The organism is Pseudoalteromonas sp. P1-13-1a, assembly GCF_001401875.1.
Taxonomy (GTDB): domain Bacteria; phylum Pseudomonadota; class Gammaproteobacteria; order Enterobacterales; family Alteromonadaceae; genus Pseudoalteromonas.
Genome location: NZ_LKDV01000016.1, coordinates 63,258 through 79,793 on the forward strand (window position 1 = coordinate 63,258; position 16,536 = coordinate 79,793).

General features: G+C 42.0%; 14 protein-coding genes. 2 read left to right on the forward strand and 12 right to left on the reverse strand.

What is annotated here, in order from left to right:
• Positions 1–167: 167 nt before the first annotated feature.
• The 12 genes from AN391_RS11620 to AN391_RS11675 all read right to left on the reverse strand — a co-directional run bounded on the left by AN391_RS11620 (position 168) and on the right by AN391_RS11675 (position 12,819).
• Positions 168–2,897: an ExeM/NucH family extracellular endonuclease gene (locus tag AN391_RS11620; RefSeq protein WP_055015548.1), complete on the reverse strand. Its 2,730-nt coding sequence runs from the start codon at positions 2,895–2,897 to the stop codon at positions 168–170.
• A 130-nt stretch (positions 2,898–3,027) separates the two neighbouring features.
• The gene (gene hemB / locus AN391_RS11625; RefSeq protein ID WP_055015549.1) at positions 3,028–4,038 is read right to left on the reverse strand and encodes a porphobilinogen synthase; all 1,011 of its coding nucleotides are present in this window, start codon (positions 4,036–4,038) and stop codon (positions 3,028–3,030) included.
• 12 nt (positions 4,039–4,050) lie between these two features.
• Positions 4,051–5,898, reverse strand: coding sequence for a diguanylate cyclase (locus tag AN391_RS11630; protein ID WP_055015550.1), 1,848 nt, complete (start codon positions 5,896–5,898; stop codon positions 4,051–4,053).
• A complete protein-coding gene (locus AN391_RS11635) occupies positions 5,898–6,683 on the reverse strand; it encodes a TatD family hydrolase (protein WP_055015551.1) in 786 nt (261 codons plus the stop codon). Before AN391_RS11635 ends, AN391_RS11630 begins: the two co-directional genes overlap by 1 nt.
• The gene (locus AN391_RS11640; RefSeq protein WP_055015552.1) at positions 6,683–7,213 is read right to left on the reverse strand and encodes a hypothetical protein; all 531 of its coding nucleotides are present in this window, start codon (positions 7,211–7,213) and stop codon (positions 6,683–6,685) included. The genes AN391_RS11635 and AN391_RS11640 overlap by 1 nt, the downstream gene beginning before the upstream one ends.
• Before the next feature lies 1 nt (position 7,214).
• Positions 7,215–7,955 carry a twin-arginine translocase subunit TatC gene (tatC, locus tag AN391_RS11645; protein WP_055015553.1) on the reverse strand — a complete coding sequence of 247 codons (741 nt, stop codon included), beginning with the start codon at positions 7,953–7,955 and terminating at the stop codon, positions 7,215–7,217.
• A 48-nt stretch (positions 7,956–8,003) separates the two neighbouring features.
• Positions 8,004–8,333 (reverse strand): Sec-independent protein translocase protein TatB, encoded by a 330-nt coding sequence (tatB, locus tag AN391_RS11650; protein WP_055015554.1) that lies wholly within the window; start codon positions 8,331–8,333, stop codon positions 8,004–8,006.
• Positions 8,334–8,338: 5 nt separating this feature from the next.
• A complete protein-coding gene (gene tatA / locus AN391_RS11655) occupies positions 8,339–8,593 on the reverse strand; it encodes a Sec-independent protein translocase subunit TatA (RefSeq protein ID WP_055015555.1) in 255 nt (84 codons plus the stop codon).
• 79 nt (positions 8,594–8,672) lie between these two features.
• Positions 8,673–10,277 (reverse strand): ubiquinone biosynthesis regulatory protein kinase UbiB, encoded by a 1,605-nt coding sequence (ubiB, locus tag AN391_RS11660; protein ID WP_055015556.1) that lies wholly within the window; start codon positions 10,275–10,277, stop codon positions 8,673–8,675.
• Positions 10,278–10,286: 9 nt separating this feature from the next.
• Positions 10,287–10,970: an SCP2 domain-containing protein gene (locus AN391_RS11665; RefSeq protein WP_055015557.1), complete on the reverse strand. Its 684-nt coding sequence runs from the start codon at positions 10,968–10,970 to the stop codon at positions 10,287–10,289.
• Between the two features lie 11 nt (positions 10,971–10,981).
• On the reverse strand, positions 10,982–11,737 hold the full coding sequence (gene ubiE / locus AN391_RS11670) for a bifunctional demethylmenaquinone methyltransferase/2-methoxy-6-polyprenyl-1,4-benzoquinol methylase UbiE (protein ID WP_004587478.1): 756 nt from the start codon (positions 11,735–11,737) through the stop codon (positions 10,982–10,984).
• A 95-nt stretch (positions 11,738–11,832) separates the two neighbouring features.
• On the reverse strand, positions 11,833–12,819 hold the full coding sequence (locus tag AN391_RS11675; RefSeq protein ID WP_055015558.1) for a diguanylate cyclase domain-containing protein: 987 nt from the start codon (positions 12,817–12,819) through the stop codon (positions 11,833–11,835).
• A 356-nt stretch (positions 12,820–13,175) separates the two neighbouring features.
• Between AN391_RS11675 and AN391_RS11680 the strand changes: the two genes are divergently transcribed.
• Both AN391_RS11680 and AN391_RS11685 read left to right on the forward strand, forming a co-directional pair.
• Entirely contained in the window at positions 13,176–14,954 is a 1,779-nt protein-coding gene (locus AN391_RS11680) for a DUF885 family protein (RefSeq protein ID WP_055015559.1), read from the forward strand.
• 96 nt (positions 14,955–15,050) lie between these two features.
• A complete protein-coding gene (locus AN391_RS11685) occupies positions 15,051–16,532 on the forward strand; it encodes an FMN-binding glutamate synthase family protein (RefSeq protein WP_055015560.1) in 1,482 nt (493 codons plus the stop codon).
• Positions 16,533–16,536 lie beyond the last annotated feature (4 nt).

A 16,536-nucleotide genomic window follows, 5' to 3' on the forward strand; every position in this document is an offset into this window, starting at 1 on the left:
TATGTGTAAAAATTACTCATTTAATGTATTTGTTGCGCGGCTAAATCGTTCAATAGTTAATAAGCGGTATGGAAGATATTAAGGGATGTTTACTGAAGCTTGTCTGAATTACATTTTTATAAACATAAAAAAAGCCGCAAAAATGCGGCTTTAAAACAAATCACTCATTATTTTTTCTTAAATCTACGCACTAGTGAAAGTGGCGCTAATAAAAGTGATAACCAAAGTAGTGATCCTGAGTCATTGTCGTCATCACCACGTAGGTTGTTGACTCTAACTACAACTGTTTGCGCTTCAGATACGTTACCTACACTATCTTCTGCTTGTACTGTCAGAGTAATACGGTTTTCAAACTCGTAATCTACTTCGCTTGCAACAATTAACTGACCTTGCTCGTTAATTGATACAGAGTCGTTACCTGATACAATAAATTTAACCACAGGTGATACATCAGCGTTAGGGTCACTAAAATCAAGTGTACCAATGACTGTGCCTATTGCGCTGTTTTCATCTACTGTGAATATTTGATCAGGTGCAATTACCGGTGTTTGCTCTTCAGGGGTAAGTACCACCTCCGATTTTATATCAACAATAACTGGGTCGTGATCAGATGCACGGTATGGTCCTTCTGCGTATAGCGTAGACTGATGACCTTCACTCTTATACTCTAGGTTGTAATCAAGCACGATAGGTTCATCAGCATTGATATGCCAATCATTTGCTGCAACAACTTTGCTTAGTAAAGACTCGGTTGCTAAAGCATGATCAAGGCTACCTGCACGGCCAGAGAAGCTATAAGAGTAGCTTAGTGTATCGCCATCAAGCTCTGCGACTACGTTTTTATAGCCTTTCTCATCAAACTTACGGATTGGATCTTCCATTGCGTAAGCGTTCATATCACCAACAAGAATGATATCTTCATCATCTACACCAGTAGGTTTACTATCTAGCCAATCAGTAAACGCATCAGCAGCTTCGGTACGAATTTCATTCCAACATCCTTGGCCATCACCTAGGTCGTCGTTATTATCATCACCACAGCTTCCTTTAGATTTAAGGTGGGCTACAGAAACGGTAAATACTTCATCTGTTGAAAGTGACTTAAAGCTTTGCGCAATAGGTGCACGGTTGCTGTAATCAAATGGGTAATCAGTAGTAATAGCGGCTGTGCCTACCTCCTCAACTTTATCTGCGCGGTAAATAAGCGCAGTGGTAATTGCATCAGTACCAATTTGGGCTACGTTAAAATCTACAAACGCGTAATTGTTAGCGCTGTCAGCATCGTTTAATGCATTCACTAAACTTGCAATAGCGCTAAATTCACCAAAGCCGTCGTTTTCTATTTCCATTAATCCAACAACATCAGCTTGCATTGCACTAATTGCACTCACAAGTTTTGCTTCTTGGCGAACAAACTCTTCTTCTGAGTCTGCACCACGGCTAGTAGGGAAACCACCACCTTGGCCATCACCATTAAAGTAGTTAAGTACGTTAAAGCTAGCAACGCGTAAATCGGCCTCTTCACTTTGCTCCGGCGCATCTTCACGTGCATTAGTCGCTATAAACTGCGGTGTAACAGTTGGGTGAATACGATAGGTGCTAAAGCTGTATGCAACTACGCCTGTCACTGCATTTACAGTATCGCCAGTGCGTAGTGTGTTTTCTGCTGATAAACCTGCCGCAGGGTAAGCCGTTGGATCTGAGTTTTGAGCTGTAGAGCCATCATCTAATAAGATTTTTTTAGTTAAGTTAGCTGCTTCAACTGCATTTGCAGCATCGCCTGGTAAGGCAACTTGCGTACCTTGGTATAAACGCTCAGTGGCAAGTTCTACTTCACCATAGCGACCTAAACCATAGTTGTTTGTAACAACTAACGTTTGATCTAGGCTTACAAGCATACCTTCGTAAGCTTCTAAGTCGGCTTGGCTATTTAGAGGCAAGCTTATAGAAGTTGCAGTAGCTACTTCGTCAGTACCACATACTGCAATTTGCGTTACATCTGCTAACTGGGTTGAATCATAGTATTCATCAACCGTACCTTGTACGCGAACGTGATCGCCTACATTTACATCGGTATCGGTGAAGTATACAAATAGACCTTCAGAGGTCATTGGGTCGTTATCTACATCTGCTGCAAGCGAGGTCACAAAGAAACCATCTAGGCCATCTTCACCTTGAAAATCAGCGGTGACAATACCTTCAATTTCAACAAGGGTATTAACTAATGGGCTTGCATCACCAGCACCTTGTACAGCGCTAATCAGCGTTTTATCTGCGCCACATACAAGCGGTTCTAGTGGTTCTGGCTCAGGGTCTGGCGCAGGAGCCGTACCACCGTCGCCAGCGTGTGAGCCTAAGCCGTCAAAGGTGTCAATATCAAACTGTTCCCACTCATCGCTCGGGCTAAATGCTGAGGTTGAGTCAGTTCGTCCCGTTGTAATGCTATTTTTTCTTCGTAAGGTTTTATTTTGAGTTTGAACGGTATCATCAGACCAAAAAGAGCCAGGATCAACACCGACTTGGCCAAAGCTGTCAACAACCACACCATCTTTAGTTAAAACAAGGGCATCGTCACCGTTGTAATAAGTTACAGTGCTCGTTGTGTCTGCAATATCAAGTATTTCAGCGGCTGCTCCGGGGTTTGAAATGATATAGGTGGTATTGGCAGCCAATGTGCCTGTTAAATCAATTGAGTTGCCAACCGAACTACTTCCATTTGAATAAAGGCCTAACGTATACCCTTCAAGAGAAAGCTCGGTATCAGCATTGTTATAAAGCTCAATCGCTTTATTGTTGCTGCTGCCTTCAATGTATTCAGAAATGATTAGATCGGCGGAGGCTGGTGCACTGAGACTCGCTAATACAAGCGCCAGTGGCGTTATTTTCGTTTTTAACATTTTTTATTATTCCCGTGTATTTAAATCCCAAAATGGGACACCAGTTTAGGCAATCTAAATGACAAAAAGAATACAAATATGTTAATGATTGTAAAAAAATTAAGGCGGCGTACCGCCTTTGATAACATGTTTACTTATTTTGCAGCCATTGCGCGACCTGCTTGGCAAAATACGTTAAAATACCATCCGCTCCAGCGCGTTTAAATGCCAGTAAAGATTCCATAATTGTGGCCTCTTCACTCAACCAGCCGTTATCGATTGCCGCTTTGTGCATTGCATATTCGCCACTAACCTGATATGCGAAAGTAGGTACACCAAATTCATCTTTAACACGGCGGACAATATCAAGGTACGGCATACCGGGTTTCACCATCACCATGTCGGCGCCTTCTTGTAAATCAAGTGCCACTTCACGAATGGCCTCATCAGAGTTGGCAGGATCCATTTGATACGTTTTTTTGTCGGCCCCTTTCAAGTTACCTGCAGAGCCTACAGCGTCTCTAAACGGCCCATAATAGCTAGAGGCATATTTAGCTGAGTAAGCCATTATGCGTGTGTGAATATGTCCATCTGCTTCAAGTGCTTCGCGAATAGCACCAATACGGCCATCCATCATGTCAGAGGGTGCAACTACATCTGCGCCTGCCTCGGCGTGCGAAAGCGCCTGCTTAACAAGAATTTCAGTGGTTATGTCATTAATTACATAACCTTCATCATCAATAATGCCGTCTTGGCCATGAGTAGTAAATGGGTCAAGGGCTACATCGGTAATAACCCCAAGCTCAGGAAAAGCTTCTTTTAAAGCGCGCACTGTACGTTGTGCTAAGCCATCTTCATTGTAGGCCTCTTCGGCCATTAAAGATTTTTTGTCAGCAGGGGTGACCGGAAAAATAGCGATGGCAGGTACACCTAAATCAACTAATTCTTTAGCTTCTTCGAGCAGTAAATCAATCGATAAGCGCTCAATTGAGGGCATCGATTCAATTGCTTCACGGCGGTTTTTACCTTCAAGTACAAATACCGGAAAAATTAAATCATTTACCGATAGTTGGTTTTCGGCCATTAAACGGCGAGAAAAATCGCTACGGCGCATTCTACGCATGCGGGTATATGGGAAAAGGTCGAGTCCTGATTGGGCCATATTACTAAGCTCCTACTGTGGGATTGGAAAACTAATTACTTGATTTCGGCCATGTTGTTTAGCGAAATAGAGCGCTTTATCTGCGCCGTCTGTAAATAGCTCAGGGTTACTAATATCGTTTACTACAGCGCTGTTTACGCCAGCACTAATGGTTACTTTTACGGATGTTCCGGCTACGTTTACGGTATGACTCTCTACGGCCTGGCGAATTTTTTGGGCAATATCAACCGCCCCTTCTTTTGAGGTATTAGGTAGCAACACAACAAACTCTTCGCCGCCGTAGCGAGCCACTTCATCCAACGGGCGTTTTAAATGCTGTTTTATAATGTCGGCTACAGCGCGTATAACTTGGTCGCCGGTTAAGTGCCCGTAGTTATCATTTACGCGTTTAAAGCGGTCTATATCGAGCATAATTATACTCAAAGGCGTTTGTTCACGGCGAGAGCGACGCAGCTCCATCACTAATTTTTTATCAAAAAAGCGACGATTTTTAACGCCACTCAGTGCGTCTTCCATATTAAGTAGTTCAAGCTCGCGGTTTTTATCTTCTAGTTCGCGCAAAGTAACTTGTAACTCAAAGGTGCGCTCATCAACTAGCGACTCTAATTCTTTTTGTGTTTGGGCTTGCAGCGCGAGTCGCTCGTTTAATAGTGTATCTTGGGCTGCATTTTCAGCAATCAAGGTTTGTTGAGCAATAACTTGTTCGTCACGCTCTAAAATAAAGCGCTTCATAACGCCATAACATAGGCAAAATGTACTACCAAAAAAGCATATAAAAACAAAAGCTAAGCTACTTCTGCCTAAAGGGTATAAGCCAAATACAGCAACAATCAGGTACAGCATAACAAGTAAAAATAGTATAAGTGCAATAAGCAGTGCTTGAATCGGTTTTGCGGGCGTGTTTTGTTGGCAGATGTAGGTGCTGATCAAGCAGTAAATAATAACAATTGGGGTCGCCAGCAAGCTAAAATAGGTTAACACTATACTAGGTAAAGCCCACATAAACAGCAGGCTAATAGCATAAATATTAGCAATAATGGCTTGCCATTTTAGTAGTTTAGAGGCTTTAGGTTGGCACAGTTGTTTTTGTAGCGGCACAAAAATAAGCGTAGTGAGTATTAGTAAAACAGGTATCATTACTTGCTGTAATGATGGCGAATTAGGATGGAAATAACGCGCGCCAAAACCACACAAATAAGCCAGTAGCACTCCTAAGGTCAGCGTGATAATGCCAGCATAAGCAAAATACAATTTGCGTGAAAACCCATACAAAACCAAGCAACTCATGGCCAACGAAAATAAAAAACCAATAAGTAGGCCGTAAATTAAATTAAGCTTACCTTTATGGGCTAAGTAGGCATCTTGTTGCCATAAAGTAAGCGGGATACTCAGCCCAGCAATGTTGCTTACCTTAACTATTACGGTACTCGAACTATTTGGCGGCAACCTCAATTTTTCTAATAAAGACTCGCTTTTTATTAGCCGTGATGAGAGCTTAAAGTTATCGCCAGTTTGCGTGTGGGAGAGCAGTGCTGAATTATAAAAATGAAAAATATGTGCTTCATTTAACAGCGGGTTGTCGAGTGACAGGATAGGGCTAACATTCTTATTTAAGGCGTTTTTAACCGTAAACTTTACCCATACAGGGCGTTGTTCAAACCCTAAATTTAGTGGCTTATTGCTCACTGTATGCCAGTCGTTAACCTCATGGTAGGCATTGTTTGCTGTGGTGGGCGTAAACGAATAGTTTAGGGTGTCTATTTTTATTGATTTAAAGTTGTCAGAAATAACAGGGCTTGCAACACTGCAAAATGCACAAAGGAGCATAAATAGGCTAAATAGCGCCTTTGGGCTTGTCATTAGCGACCTGCTATATCGAATAAGCTATAAAAGTTAGCCGTACTATGGGCGGCAATAGTACTTGGTTCAACGTTGTAAAGTTTAGCGAGTGTTTCACACACATAACTCAGATAAGCCGGCTCATTTTTACGTGATTTAGGTTTAGGGATAATCGTGCGTGGAATTAAAAAAGGCGCATCGGTTTCTATTAATAACCGCTCAAGGGGGATACTCGGCACCAATTGTTGCAATGCTTTACCGCGGCGCTCGTCACACACCCAACCAGTAATGCCAATATAAAGGCCTAATGCTAAATAATGTTTAAGCGCTTGGGCATTGCCTGTAAAGCAATGCAGCACGCCACGTACGTTATAGTCAGCCAAAATGTTTAGCATATCTTCGCTTGCGTCACGTTCGTGTAAATAAACAGGTAGGTTTAGTTTTTCAGCTAACGCTAACTGGCGTTTTAATACGCTGCGCTGAATATCGCGAGGGGAAAAATCGCGATTATAATCAAGCCCGCACTCGCCAATGGCAACAACGCAACCGTTACTAGCAAGCTGCGTTAAAGTGGTTTCAAGTTCATCGGTGGCGTCTTTGGCGTCATGTGGGTGCACGCCAGCAGTAGAAAACTGATTATAGTGTTTAGCTAATGTAAGCGATTGTTCGCTACTAGGCACATCGCAACCAATCAGTAACATCGCTTGCACGCCCGCGGCATTTGCGCGGGCAATAATGGCCTGATGCTCACCATCAAACTGGTTATTGGTTAAATTAACGCCGGCATCAACTAACGTGTAGGTCATTACTGAGTGCGCTTCACACGAATAGAACGGTTTTGGCCATCTTTACGTAGTAAAAATGAATTAAATACACCGCGGCTAATAACCACTGTATCCGACTCTTTTAATTTAAGGCTGTCAGAGCCGATTTGGCGCCATTGTTGACCGTTATCAAGGGTAATAATGAGTTCGCCATAAGGGGCTTTTCTCACTGATGATACTGACGCTGTGACGTTTTCGTCTTTATCTTTAGTGATCTCTTTATGCTCAAGGCCAAAATCATCTGCTTTGGCAGCAGGCGCAGCCTGTGATACAGCTGCAACTGGTGCGCTTACATTTGGCGATACATTCGTTACCGCTTTAGGTGGAGTTAATGTTTTTTTCTCACTAGGTTTAGTAAGCGGTTTACCTGCCACTGTGTTGTCGTAACATAGTAAACGGTTGAAATCGTTTTCAATAAAGCTACATGCTTGTAAAGCTTGTACGTTAATTTCTTGCGCTGCAAAGGTTGGCGCGCTTAGTAAAACCAGTAGTGAGAGTAGTTGTTTTTTCATTTTATTCCTCAGATTCCTGTTGTTCTTTAGCGCTATAAAATTTCGCTAAAATTAACCCTAGCTCAAATAAAAGCAGCATAGGAAGTGCTAATAATGTTTGTGATAACACATCGGGCGGCGTTAAAAACATTGCTACAACAAATACACCTACCACAATATACGGACGTTTTTGTTTTAAACTCTGTGTGGTTGTCGCACCACTCCAACATAGCAACATTATGGCTACGGGAATTTCAAATGCTACGCCAAATGCAAAAAATAATTTAAGTACAAACCCTAAATAGCTACTAATATCAGGTGCTAGGGTCATCATTTGAGGCCCTACACTGGTAAAAAAGCCTAATATAATCGGGAGCACTATAAAGTAGCAAAAAGCAATACCACCATAAAATAACAAAATGCTAGAAGCTAATATTGGCATCAGCATACGTTTTTCGTGTTGGTATAAACCAGGTGCTATAAATCCCCAAATTTGATGCAATATCCACGGAATAGCGCCAAACAAAGCAACAAATAGCGTGAGTTTAAACGGTGCAAAAAACGGTGCCGTCACATCAGTAGCTATCATAGTGGCCGTGCTTGGTAAATGTGCAACTAAAGGGGCGGCTACAAACTCATAGATGTCATTGGCAAAATACACTAGACCAATAAATATTACTAAAATACTTAAAAGTGATTTAATAAGCCGATCGCGCAGCTCAATTAAGTGAGCGACAAACCCTGATTTAGCTTGTTCAGACATTATTTTTTATACCACGTAATAAGTTGACCACAAATAGGGGAATTAATTTCACTTTTTTTCATCGAGTTGTTCGTTAGATGACGTGCTTGAAGTGTTTTTATAGCTATGGGTAACCGACTGCGCTGCTTTTTGCAGTTCATCGACTGATTGCTGTAGCTCAGGGCTTAAATCTTTCAGCTCTTGTTGCTCTGCTTTTTTTAGGTTTTCGTGAAGCTCGTGTATACGCAGCTCTTCACTTACTTCTGCTTTAACTGAGTTGGCCATCGATTTAACTGTTTTTATCCAGCGCATTACAGTGCGAATGGCAACGGGTAATCGCTCAGGGCCAAGCACCACTAGGCCAACAATAAAAACAACAACGAGCTCCCACATTCCCATATTGATTAAACCTTAGTATCGTCTTTGGTTTTTTCAGTATTTTGCCCTTGTGTAGGTGCTGCTTTTTGAGACTCTTGGATTTGTTCAGCTTTTTCGTTTTCAGTCTCTTTGGGTTGATCATCAGACATGGCTTTTTTAAAGCCTTTTACTGCACCGCCTAAATCACCACCCATACCACGCAGCTTTTTAGTACCAAAAAGAAGTACGATAATCGCTAAAACAATCAATAATTGCCAAATACTAATGCCGCCTAAACCCATGATTATCTCCAAATGATAAATGCTTAAATGTTTATTTTAAGTACTAATTATACGCCCTGTGGCACAAATAGCACTTAGTTTATGTGTTACGCCACGCCACGATAAAACTCACTACCGACGCTGCTAATGTTACGCCTGCCGCTATAAAGTCGTGCTGTAAATAACACAATGCCGACACAATCAGTGAAGCACTGCCAAATAGGCTAAGTACGAGCGCTTTGTGTGACACTTTATTTGGCTGAGAATGCTGTAATTGCGGACTATGTTTTAAATTTTGATAAATCAAATCAGGTAGTTCCGGCATTTTTTCAGCCCAAAATGGCAAGTTAGCATACATTTGTTTCATTACTGATAATGGGCCAACTTGTTGTTTTACCCAATCTTCTAAAAATGGCTTAGCGGTTTTCCACAAATCAAGTTGTGGATAAAGCTGACGCCCTAAGCCCTCAACGTATAATAATGTTTTTTGTAATAATACTAACTGCGGCTGTACTTGCATGTTAAAGCGTCGTGCGGTGTTAAATAAATTAACCAATACATGCCCAAACGATATCTCAGCCAAAGGCTTATTAAATATAGGTTCGCACACAGTACGAATAGCAAATTCAAACTCTTCTATGCTGGTATCAGGTGGAACCCAGCCTGAGTCAACATGTAGCTGAGCAACTTGGCGGTAGTCACGATTGAAAAAGGCGATAAAGTTTTCAGCGAGATAACGTTTATCTTCTTTGTTTAACGTGCCAACAATACCGCAGTCGATACCAATATACATGGGGTTTTCAGGGTGCTCGCGAGAGACAAATATATTGCCTGGGTGCATATCAGCATGAAAAAAGCTGTCTCTAAACACTTGCGTAAAAAACACTTCTACACCGCGCTCAGCCAGTAATTTCATATTGGTATTTTGCGCAATTAATGACTCGGTATCCGAGACGGGTATGCCGTAAATACGTTCCATAACCAATACATTACTGCGGCTGTAATCGCTATAAACAGTGGGGATATATAATGAGTCAGAGCCTTCAAAATTACGCTTAAGTTGTATGCCATTTGCGCCTTCGCGCATTAAGTCGAGTTCATCGAGTAAGGTTTTTTTATACTCTTTGACCACTTCAACAGGGCGTAACCTTTTTGCTTCGCTGTGTACTTTGGCAAGGACTTTAGCGAGCTTTTCCATAAGTGCTAAGTCGGCATTAATTTGTGTTTTTATATTTGGACGAATTACTTTTATAACAACATCTTGGGCATTGTTATGGGCATCAACTAGCGTTGCAGTATGTACTTGTGCAATAGACGCTGAAGCCAATGGAGTTTGCGAAAATTCACTAAATAATTGGCTTATATCGCTAATTTCGAGTGACTTTTCAATTATTTTTTGGGCAAGTTCGCCTTCAAAAGGCTCAACTTGATCTTGTAAAAAGGCAAGCTCTAACGCAATGTCGTGCGGGAGTAAGTCTCTACGGGTAGAGAGCATTTGGCCAAACTTAATCCACACAGGGCCAAGCTCTTGTAAAGCTAAGCGCAGTCGCAAGCCCGCTGGCTTGTTTTTGTGCTGGTTACGTAACCAGAATAAACTACCGCGCGCAATTTTAGCGTACCACGGTACTTTTTGTTTTGGTATTAACTCATCTAATCCGTAGCTAAGTAATGTTTTAGTGATGTAATACAATCGAGCAGTCGACACAAAAAATCCTTAGCGGTTGCTAGTGTTAGAAGAGTTGATTAATGCATTTATGCGTTGTTCAATAGCGGCCACCTGCCCTTTTAATGCTCGGTTTTGTTGTTTAAATTGTTCAAGCTCTAAAGGGTGAATAGTTACAGCGAGCTCATCTTGGCATAGGCTGGTTAAAGTGGTGCTAATTTGCTGACGTGCTTTGCGCTCTTTACTGCGTAAAGCGTTTAGCTGTATGTAAAGTTGTTGTGCGGGCGCATCGCCAATATAGTGCGATAGTTGCTCAGGCCAATCTATATCTAGCCCAGAAAAGGCGGCACTGTATGCCTGAGCGACATTTAAGTCGCCTTGCAGGTCTAGCTTATCTTGACGAATGAGCTGTGTTAGCATAGCTGGGTCTTTAAGCGCCATGAGTGTATCTATATCTGCGCTGATCATACACTCTGCGCTATTTTCATCGGTGGCGCTGTAAAGGTGTAATAGTTTACCATCAAAGGTTAATACTATTTGCTGCTGCCAATTGCGGATTTCGACCTTTAAAGGTTTGTGCTTAACGGCACTGAGCTTATCTATCAAGGTGGCGTCGAGTTGCAGTACCTTATTAAGTACTCGCTCTACAAGCGAAAGTACAAAATTAGGTAACATAAAAAACTGCGAATCGGGTTTTGCTGCGATCACATGCTCGTTTTTTTGCTCAAACGCCATAATTGCCTGCCTTAATATTTAAAACCACGGTGCAGTGCAACAATACCACCGGTTAGGTTTTGATACGTTGTTTGTTCAAAGCCTGCTTCTTCCATCATTGCTTTTAAGGTTTCTTGGTCTGGGTGCATACGAATCGACTCAGCTAAGTATTGGTAAGACTCGCTATCGTTCGCCACTACTTTACCCATAGTTGGTAATAGGTTAAACGAGTAAAAGTCGTACGCTTTACTTAAAATTTCATGCTCGGGCTTGGAGAACTCTAATACCAATAAACGTCCACCTGGCTTTAAAATACGGTACATAGAGCGCAGAGCTTTGTCTTTATCGGTTACATTACGTAGGCCAAAGGCAATCGTGATCACATCAAAACTGTTATCTGGAAATGGCAGCATTTCGGCATTCATTTGCACGTAGTCGATATTGCCAACTAAGCCCAAGTTGTGCAGCTTTTCACGGCCCACTTTTAACATAGACGAGTTAATATCGCCTAAAACCACTTGGCCGGTATCACCGACGAGTTGGCTAAATTTTGCTGTTAAATCGCCAGTGCCGCCTGCTAAGTCAAGGACGTGGTGGCCTTTGCGCACACCAGAGCTGGCTATAGTTTGACGTTTCCATAAACGATGTACACCAAAAGACATTAAATCGTTCATGACATCGTACTTTGCTGCAACCGAGTGAAATACGTCTGCAACCATTGAGGCTTTATCGTTTTCGGCTACGGTTTTATAGCCAAAGTGCGTGGTCTTTTGCTCTGTTTCGTTCATGATTAGTCTCTATCGTGGCAATAAAGACTAGTGTACTTGATTGTATACTGCAGGTGCAATTTGAATATGATTTATCAGGTAATTTAGCGTAAAACCTAGTGACCAGCTGTAAAGCTACTTTGCCCCAGTGAGCGTGCTTTAAATGCCGCTTGCGAGGCTTTTTTAGCTAACTGGTTAAAATCATCATTTTTGAGCTGCTGCGCTATACCTAAAGATAAGTTTATGCCAGGTAGCTTAGTGCCGCTTTTAGAGCTAACAAAACGAAGTTTTTCTACGCCATTACGCACTTTTTCAGCAATAACGTTGGCGGTTTCGGGGTCTATATCTGGCAGCAATACGGTAAATTGATCCTTTGCTGTGCGCCCAGGTAAACCACTTTGAAAGACATATTTTTTTACTTGTTTAGCCACTTTGTTCAATATCACTTCGCCAATGATGTCGCCGTAATTATCTACAAAATGATCTAAATTATCTATTTGAATAGCAATTGCGCAAATTGATTTGTCTTGCCTGCTCCATACTTGGGTTTGCTGTGTTAAATAATGGCGTTTATACAGCCCCGTTTGCGAGTCAATAATGTGTTGCTTACGTAATTGCGCTAGCTGCTTTTGGGTTTTTTCGTGCAACTTTTTTGCTTTGAGTAGCTCGTGTTTAAAGTGCTTATGCTGCTCAAGCAAGGTAGCAGATTGCGTGTTTAACGTATCGAGTGCTTGGCGGCTTTGCTCTATATTGTTCTCATCAAGCGAATGCATGCACTCACTTACTTGGCCGGCAAAGCTAGTAATTTGTTTTTCGGTTGATTGCGCATTGCGTGATAGCGAGTCAATAACCCCGTTTACGTTATTGATCATCGCCACTTGCGTGGTATGCCCTTCGTTTAAAAACTCAAAGTAGAGCTGCTCAATAAAAATACTATCGATATGCGCTTTATTAGTAATGGCTTCGTCTATGGTGTTATTTAGCTCAGTATTTACTTTACTAATGTAGGTATAAGCAACGTGATAATTTAGCGGGGAGGGGGGTAGCGTATGACGTTCTAAAAACAAGCATACATTCGTCATTTTTTCTTGAGCTACAGCCATGGAATCATGGAACATCATTTTAACTACCAACTAAGTACGCATTAAATTACACATTAAAATAACTCTTCAATGAGGCGGTGATGCATCCAAGCTTTATTGTTTTTTACTACAATAATCGTTAAGAAGGCTATTTAAAAGTAAAAACCAGTATTAGTGAACTTAAATTTTTACTTTTGCAGCCTAATAGCTGAATTTATCATCAAAGAGCACGTATTTAGCTTAATTTAGGCTGTTTCAGCTTGTGGCGGCCGGCTCCAACTAAGCGCGTGTGATTGAGATTAATCGCATTTATCTTGCTATTTACTCAGCCTACGATAGTTTTGTGAAATCTATTGTATGGTTAAGTAAAAACTAAAATGAATTATTCCTTACCCCCGCGAATTTGCCGCACACTAATTGCACTATCACTTTTTGGTACGCTAAGCGCCTGTACATTAACAAGCCCCAACGCTAACACACAATTTGAGCAAGTGGCGCAAAGTATTGTTGATTACCGCCAAAGTGTTAATCCCTACACACACCCAGAAGGGGTTGATGGCTATTTATTACCAAATTTATCGGCTGAATTTTTAAAGCAACAATACGAGGAAAAAACAGCTTTATTAAGTCGCTTAGATGCAATTGATAGCGACCAGCTTTCAAGTGAAAACAGTATTAACCTCAGTATTATTCGTGCGCAAGTACAAAACAGTGTTGATGAATACGTATTTAATGCGCATTACATGCCGTTAACCTCTGAGTATGGGTTTCATTCTAGCTTGTCTTACATGATTAATAGTTCGCAGTACAAGCAACCGCAACAGTTAGAAACGTATTTAGCTCGCCTTGAACAAGTGCCACGCTTTTTTGAGCAAAATATACACTGGATGAAAAAGGGGCTCGAAACGGGGCTTACTCAACCACAAGCGGTACTAGCAGGGTATGAAGACTCAATAAGCGCATACATAGTGGATGATGTAACACAGTCAGACTTTTACTCCCCGTTTAAAACGAACACGGCAGGGCTAAGTGAAAACGACTTTAAAGCGCTGCAAAAAAAAGCTAAACGTATAATAAAAAATGATGTAATTGCTTCCTATAAAGCGTATTTAACATTTTTTACTACGCAATATAAGCCCAGTGCGCGCACTACAATTGGTATTTCGCAAACTCCAAATGGTAAGGCGTTTTATAAAAACCGTGCCCAGTATTACACAACCACCAACATGAGCATTGATGAAATACATCAGCTGGGTCTCTCAGAGGTGGCGCGTATTCGCAGTGAAATGGAAGAAATAATAAAAGAAGTCGGTTTTAAAGGCACATTTGCCGAATTTATTCACTTTTTACGTACCGATCCGCAATTTTATGCCACCACCCCAGAGCAGCTTTTAAAAGAAGCAGCTTATATAGCTAAAAAAATGGATGCGCAACTACCTAAGTTATTTCATACATTGCCGCGTATGCCTTATGGCGTTGCGCCCGTGCCCGAGAGTATAGCCCCAAAATATACAACTGGGCGCTATGTTGGCTCGAGCCGAAGCGATCAAGCGGGTTATTATTGGGTTAATACCTACGCGCTAGATAAGCGCCCGTTGTATGTATTAGAAGCACTCACTTTACACGAAGCCGTACCTGGTCATCACTTGCAAATATCACTTAATGCAGAGCTTGAAAACTTACCAAGCTACCGCCGCGATGCTTATCTTTCGGCTTTTGGTGAAGGCTGGGGGCTTTATTCTGAATACTTAGGTATAGAAGCCGGTTTTTACCAAGACCCATACAGCCGATTTGGCCGTTTAACTTATGAAATGTGGCGTGCAGCACGTTTAGTGGTTGATACGGGTATGCATATGTACGGCTGGAGCCGCGAACGCGCTATGAACTTTATGAGCGAAAACACGGCGCTTTCATTGCACAATGTTAAAACCGAAACTGACCGCTACATTTCATGGCCAGGGCAAGCGTTGTCGTACAAAATTGGCGAGCTGACTATCAAGCGTTTACGTACAGAAGCTGAGCAAGCGCTTGGAGCGCGTTTTGATATACGTGAGTTTCATCATCAAGTTTTACGTCACGGCTCAGTGCCACTATCTGTGCTTGAGGAGCAAGTGCGTTTATACATAAAAACTGAGCTTGAAAACACGCAAAGCTAATTCTCAAAGAGTATAAACCTTGAACAACGATAGGCGTTGTGTCATTTTGACGCAACGCCTTTTTTATTTTTAAAAACAGCCATCAAGGGGGGTTGGATGAGCGATTTTATTATTTTTAGTATTGATGTATTTGCGAGCATTTTTATCGTTGCACTGGGGTTAATTGTTCTTACCGTTATTGTTTTTTATTTCCGTGATATTACCCAAACAAAGCATGCAATTAGACGAAATTACCCAGTAATTGGCCGCTTTAGATACTTTTTTGAACGCCAAGGCGAGTTTTTTAGGCAGTACTTTTTTGCCCTCGATAGAGAAGAAATGCCGTTTAATCGCGCAGAGCGAAGTTGGGTGTACCGTGCTGCAAAAGATGTCGATCGTACCGCGGCGTTTGGCTCTACACAAAGCTTAGAGGTGACTGGCACCGTAATGTTTATGAATTGTGCGTTCCCTACCTTAGATGAGGAGGCGCTTGACCCAAGTAATGTCACCTTGGGCCCTTATTGTAAAACGCCGTATACCACCAACTCATTGTTTAATATATCAGGTATGAGCTTTGGTGCGCTCTCAAAACCGGCTGTTAGAGCGTTATCAAAAGGGGCAAAATTAGCCGGCTGTTGGATGAATACCGGTGAAGGGGGGTTGAGCCCTTATCACTTAGAGGGCGGCGCCGATTTGGTGTTTCAAATTGGTACGGCTAAATATGGTGTGCGTGATGAGCTTGGAAATTTAAGTATCGATAAGCTAAAAGAAATAGCGGCGCATAAAAGCGTAAAAATGTTTGAGCTTAAATTAAGCCAAGGTGCCAAACCAGGTAAAGGCGGTATGTTACCTGGTAAAAAGGTTAATGCTGAAATTGCTAAAATAAGGGGCATTCCTGAGGGCAAAGATTCAATTAGCCCAAATGGGCACCCAGAGATTAAAAAACCCAGCGACATATTAGATATGATTGCCACGGTGCGAAACGCCACAGGTAAACCTACCGGATTTAAAGCGGTTATTGGTGATTACACTTGGCTAGAAACGCTATTTGCAGAAATAAACCATCGCGGGCTTGAATCTGCACCGGATTTTATCACTATTGATAGTGCCGATGGGGGGACGGGGGCTGCACCGCAACCATTACTCGATTCGGTCGGGTTACCGCTGCGTGAAAGCTTACCGCTGGTTGTTAATATGCTTGAAAAACATGGCTTAACAGGGCGGGTTAAAGTAATTGTATCGGGTAAGTTAATTGTGCCCTCGAAGGTGGCATGGGCGCTTGCTTTGGGTGCTGATTTTGTTGTTTCTGCCCGTGGTCATATGTTTGCGTTAGGCTGTATACAGGCCATGCAATGTAATAAAGACACCTGCCCAACCGGTGTCACTACCCATAACGAGCGGCTACAGCGTGGGTTAAATGTTGCCGATAAAGCCCAGCGAGTTGCCAATTACAATAAATATATTCATTACGGCGCTGGCTTAATTGCCCACTCATGTGGTGTAACGAGTGCGCGGGAGTTAAGGCGTAAACACGTGCGTATAGTACAAGAAAGCGGGCTGTCGGAGCCACTTGATAAAATTTACGAAAATTACCACTAATAAG

Bases quoted from the DNA above. Each gene is read 5' to 3' on its own strand.
- AN391_RS11620 (WP_055015548.1), bottom strand. From the start codon at position 2,897: ATGTTAAAAACGAAAATAACGCCACTGGCGCTTGTATTAGCGAGTCTC.
- hemB (WP_055015549.1), bottom strand. From the start codon at position 4,038: ATGGCCCAATCAGGACTCGACCTTTTCCCATATACCCGCATGCGTAGA.
- AN391_RS11630 (WP_055015550.1), bottom strand. From the start codon at position 5,898: ATGACAAGCCCAAAGGCGCTATTTAGCCTATTTATGCTCCTTTGTGCA.
- AN391_RS11635 (WP_055015551.1), bottom strand. From the start codon at position 6,683: ATGACCTACACGTTAGTTGATGCCGGCGTTAATTTAACCAATAACCAG.
- AN391_RS11640 (WP_055015552.1), bottom strand. From the start codon at position 7,213: ATGAAAAAACAACTACTCTCACTACTGGTTTTACTAAGCGCGCCAACC.
- tatC (WP_055015553.1), bottom strand. From the start codon at position 7,955: ATGTCTGAACAAGCTAAATCAGGGTTTGTCGCTCACTTAATTGAGCTG.
- tatB (WP_055015554.1), bottom strand. From the start codon at position 8,333: ATGGGAATGTGGGAGCTCGTTGTTGTTTTTATTGTTGGCCTAGTGGTG.
- tatA (WP_055015555.1), bottom strand. From the start codon at position 8,593: ATGGGTTTAGGCGGCATTAGTATTTGGCAATTATTGATTGTTTTAGCG.
- AN391_RS11665 (WP_055015557.1), bottom strand. From the start codon at position 10,970: ATGGCGTTTGAGCAAAAAAACGAGCATGTGATCGCAGCAAAACCCGAT.
- ubiE (WP_004587478.1), bottom strand. From the start codon at position 11,737: ATGAACGAAACAGAGCAAAAGACCACGCACTTTGGCTATAAAACCGTA.
- AN391_RS11675 (WP_055015558.1), bottom strand. From the start codon at position 12,819: ATGGCTGTAGCTCAAGAAAAAATGACGAATGTATGCTTGTTTTTAGAA.
- AN391_RS11680 (WP_055015559.1), top strand. From the start codon at position 13,176: ATGAATTATTCCTTACCCCCGCGAATTTGCCGCACACTAATTGCACTA.
- AN391_RS11685 (WP_055015560.1), top strand. From the start codon at position 15,051: ATGAGCGATTTTATTATTTTTAGTATTGATGTATTTGCGAGCATTTTT.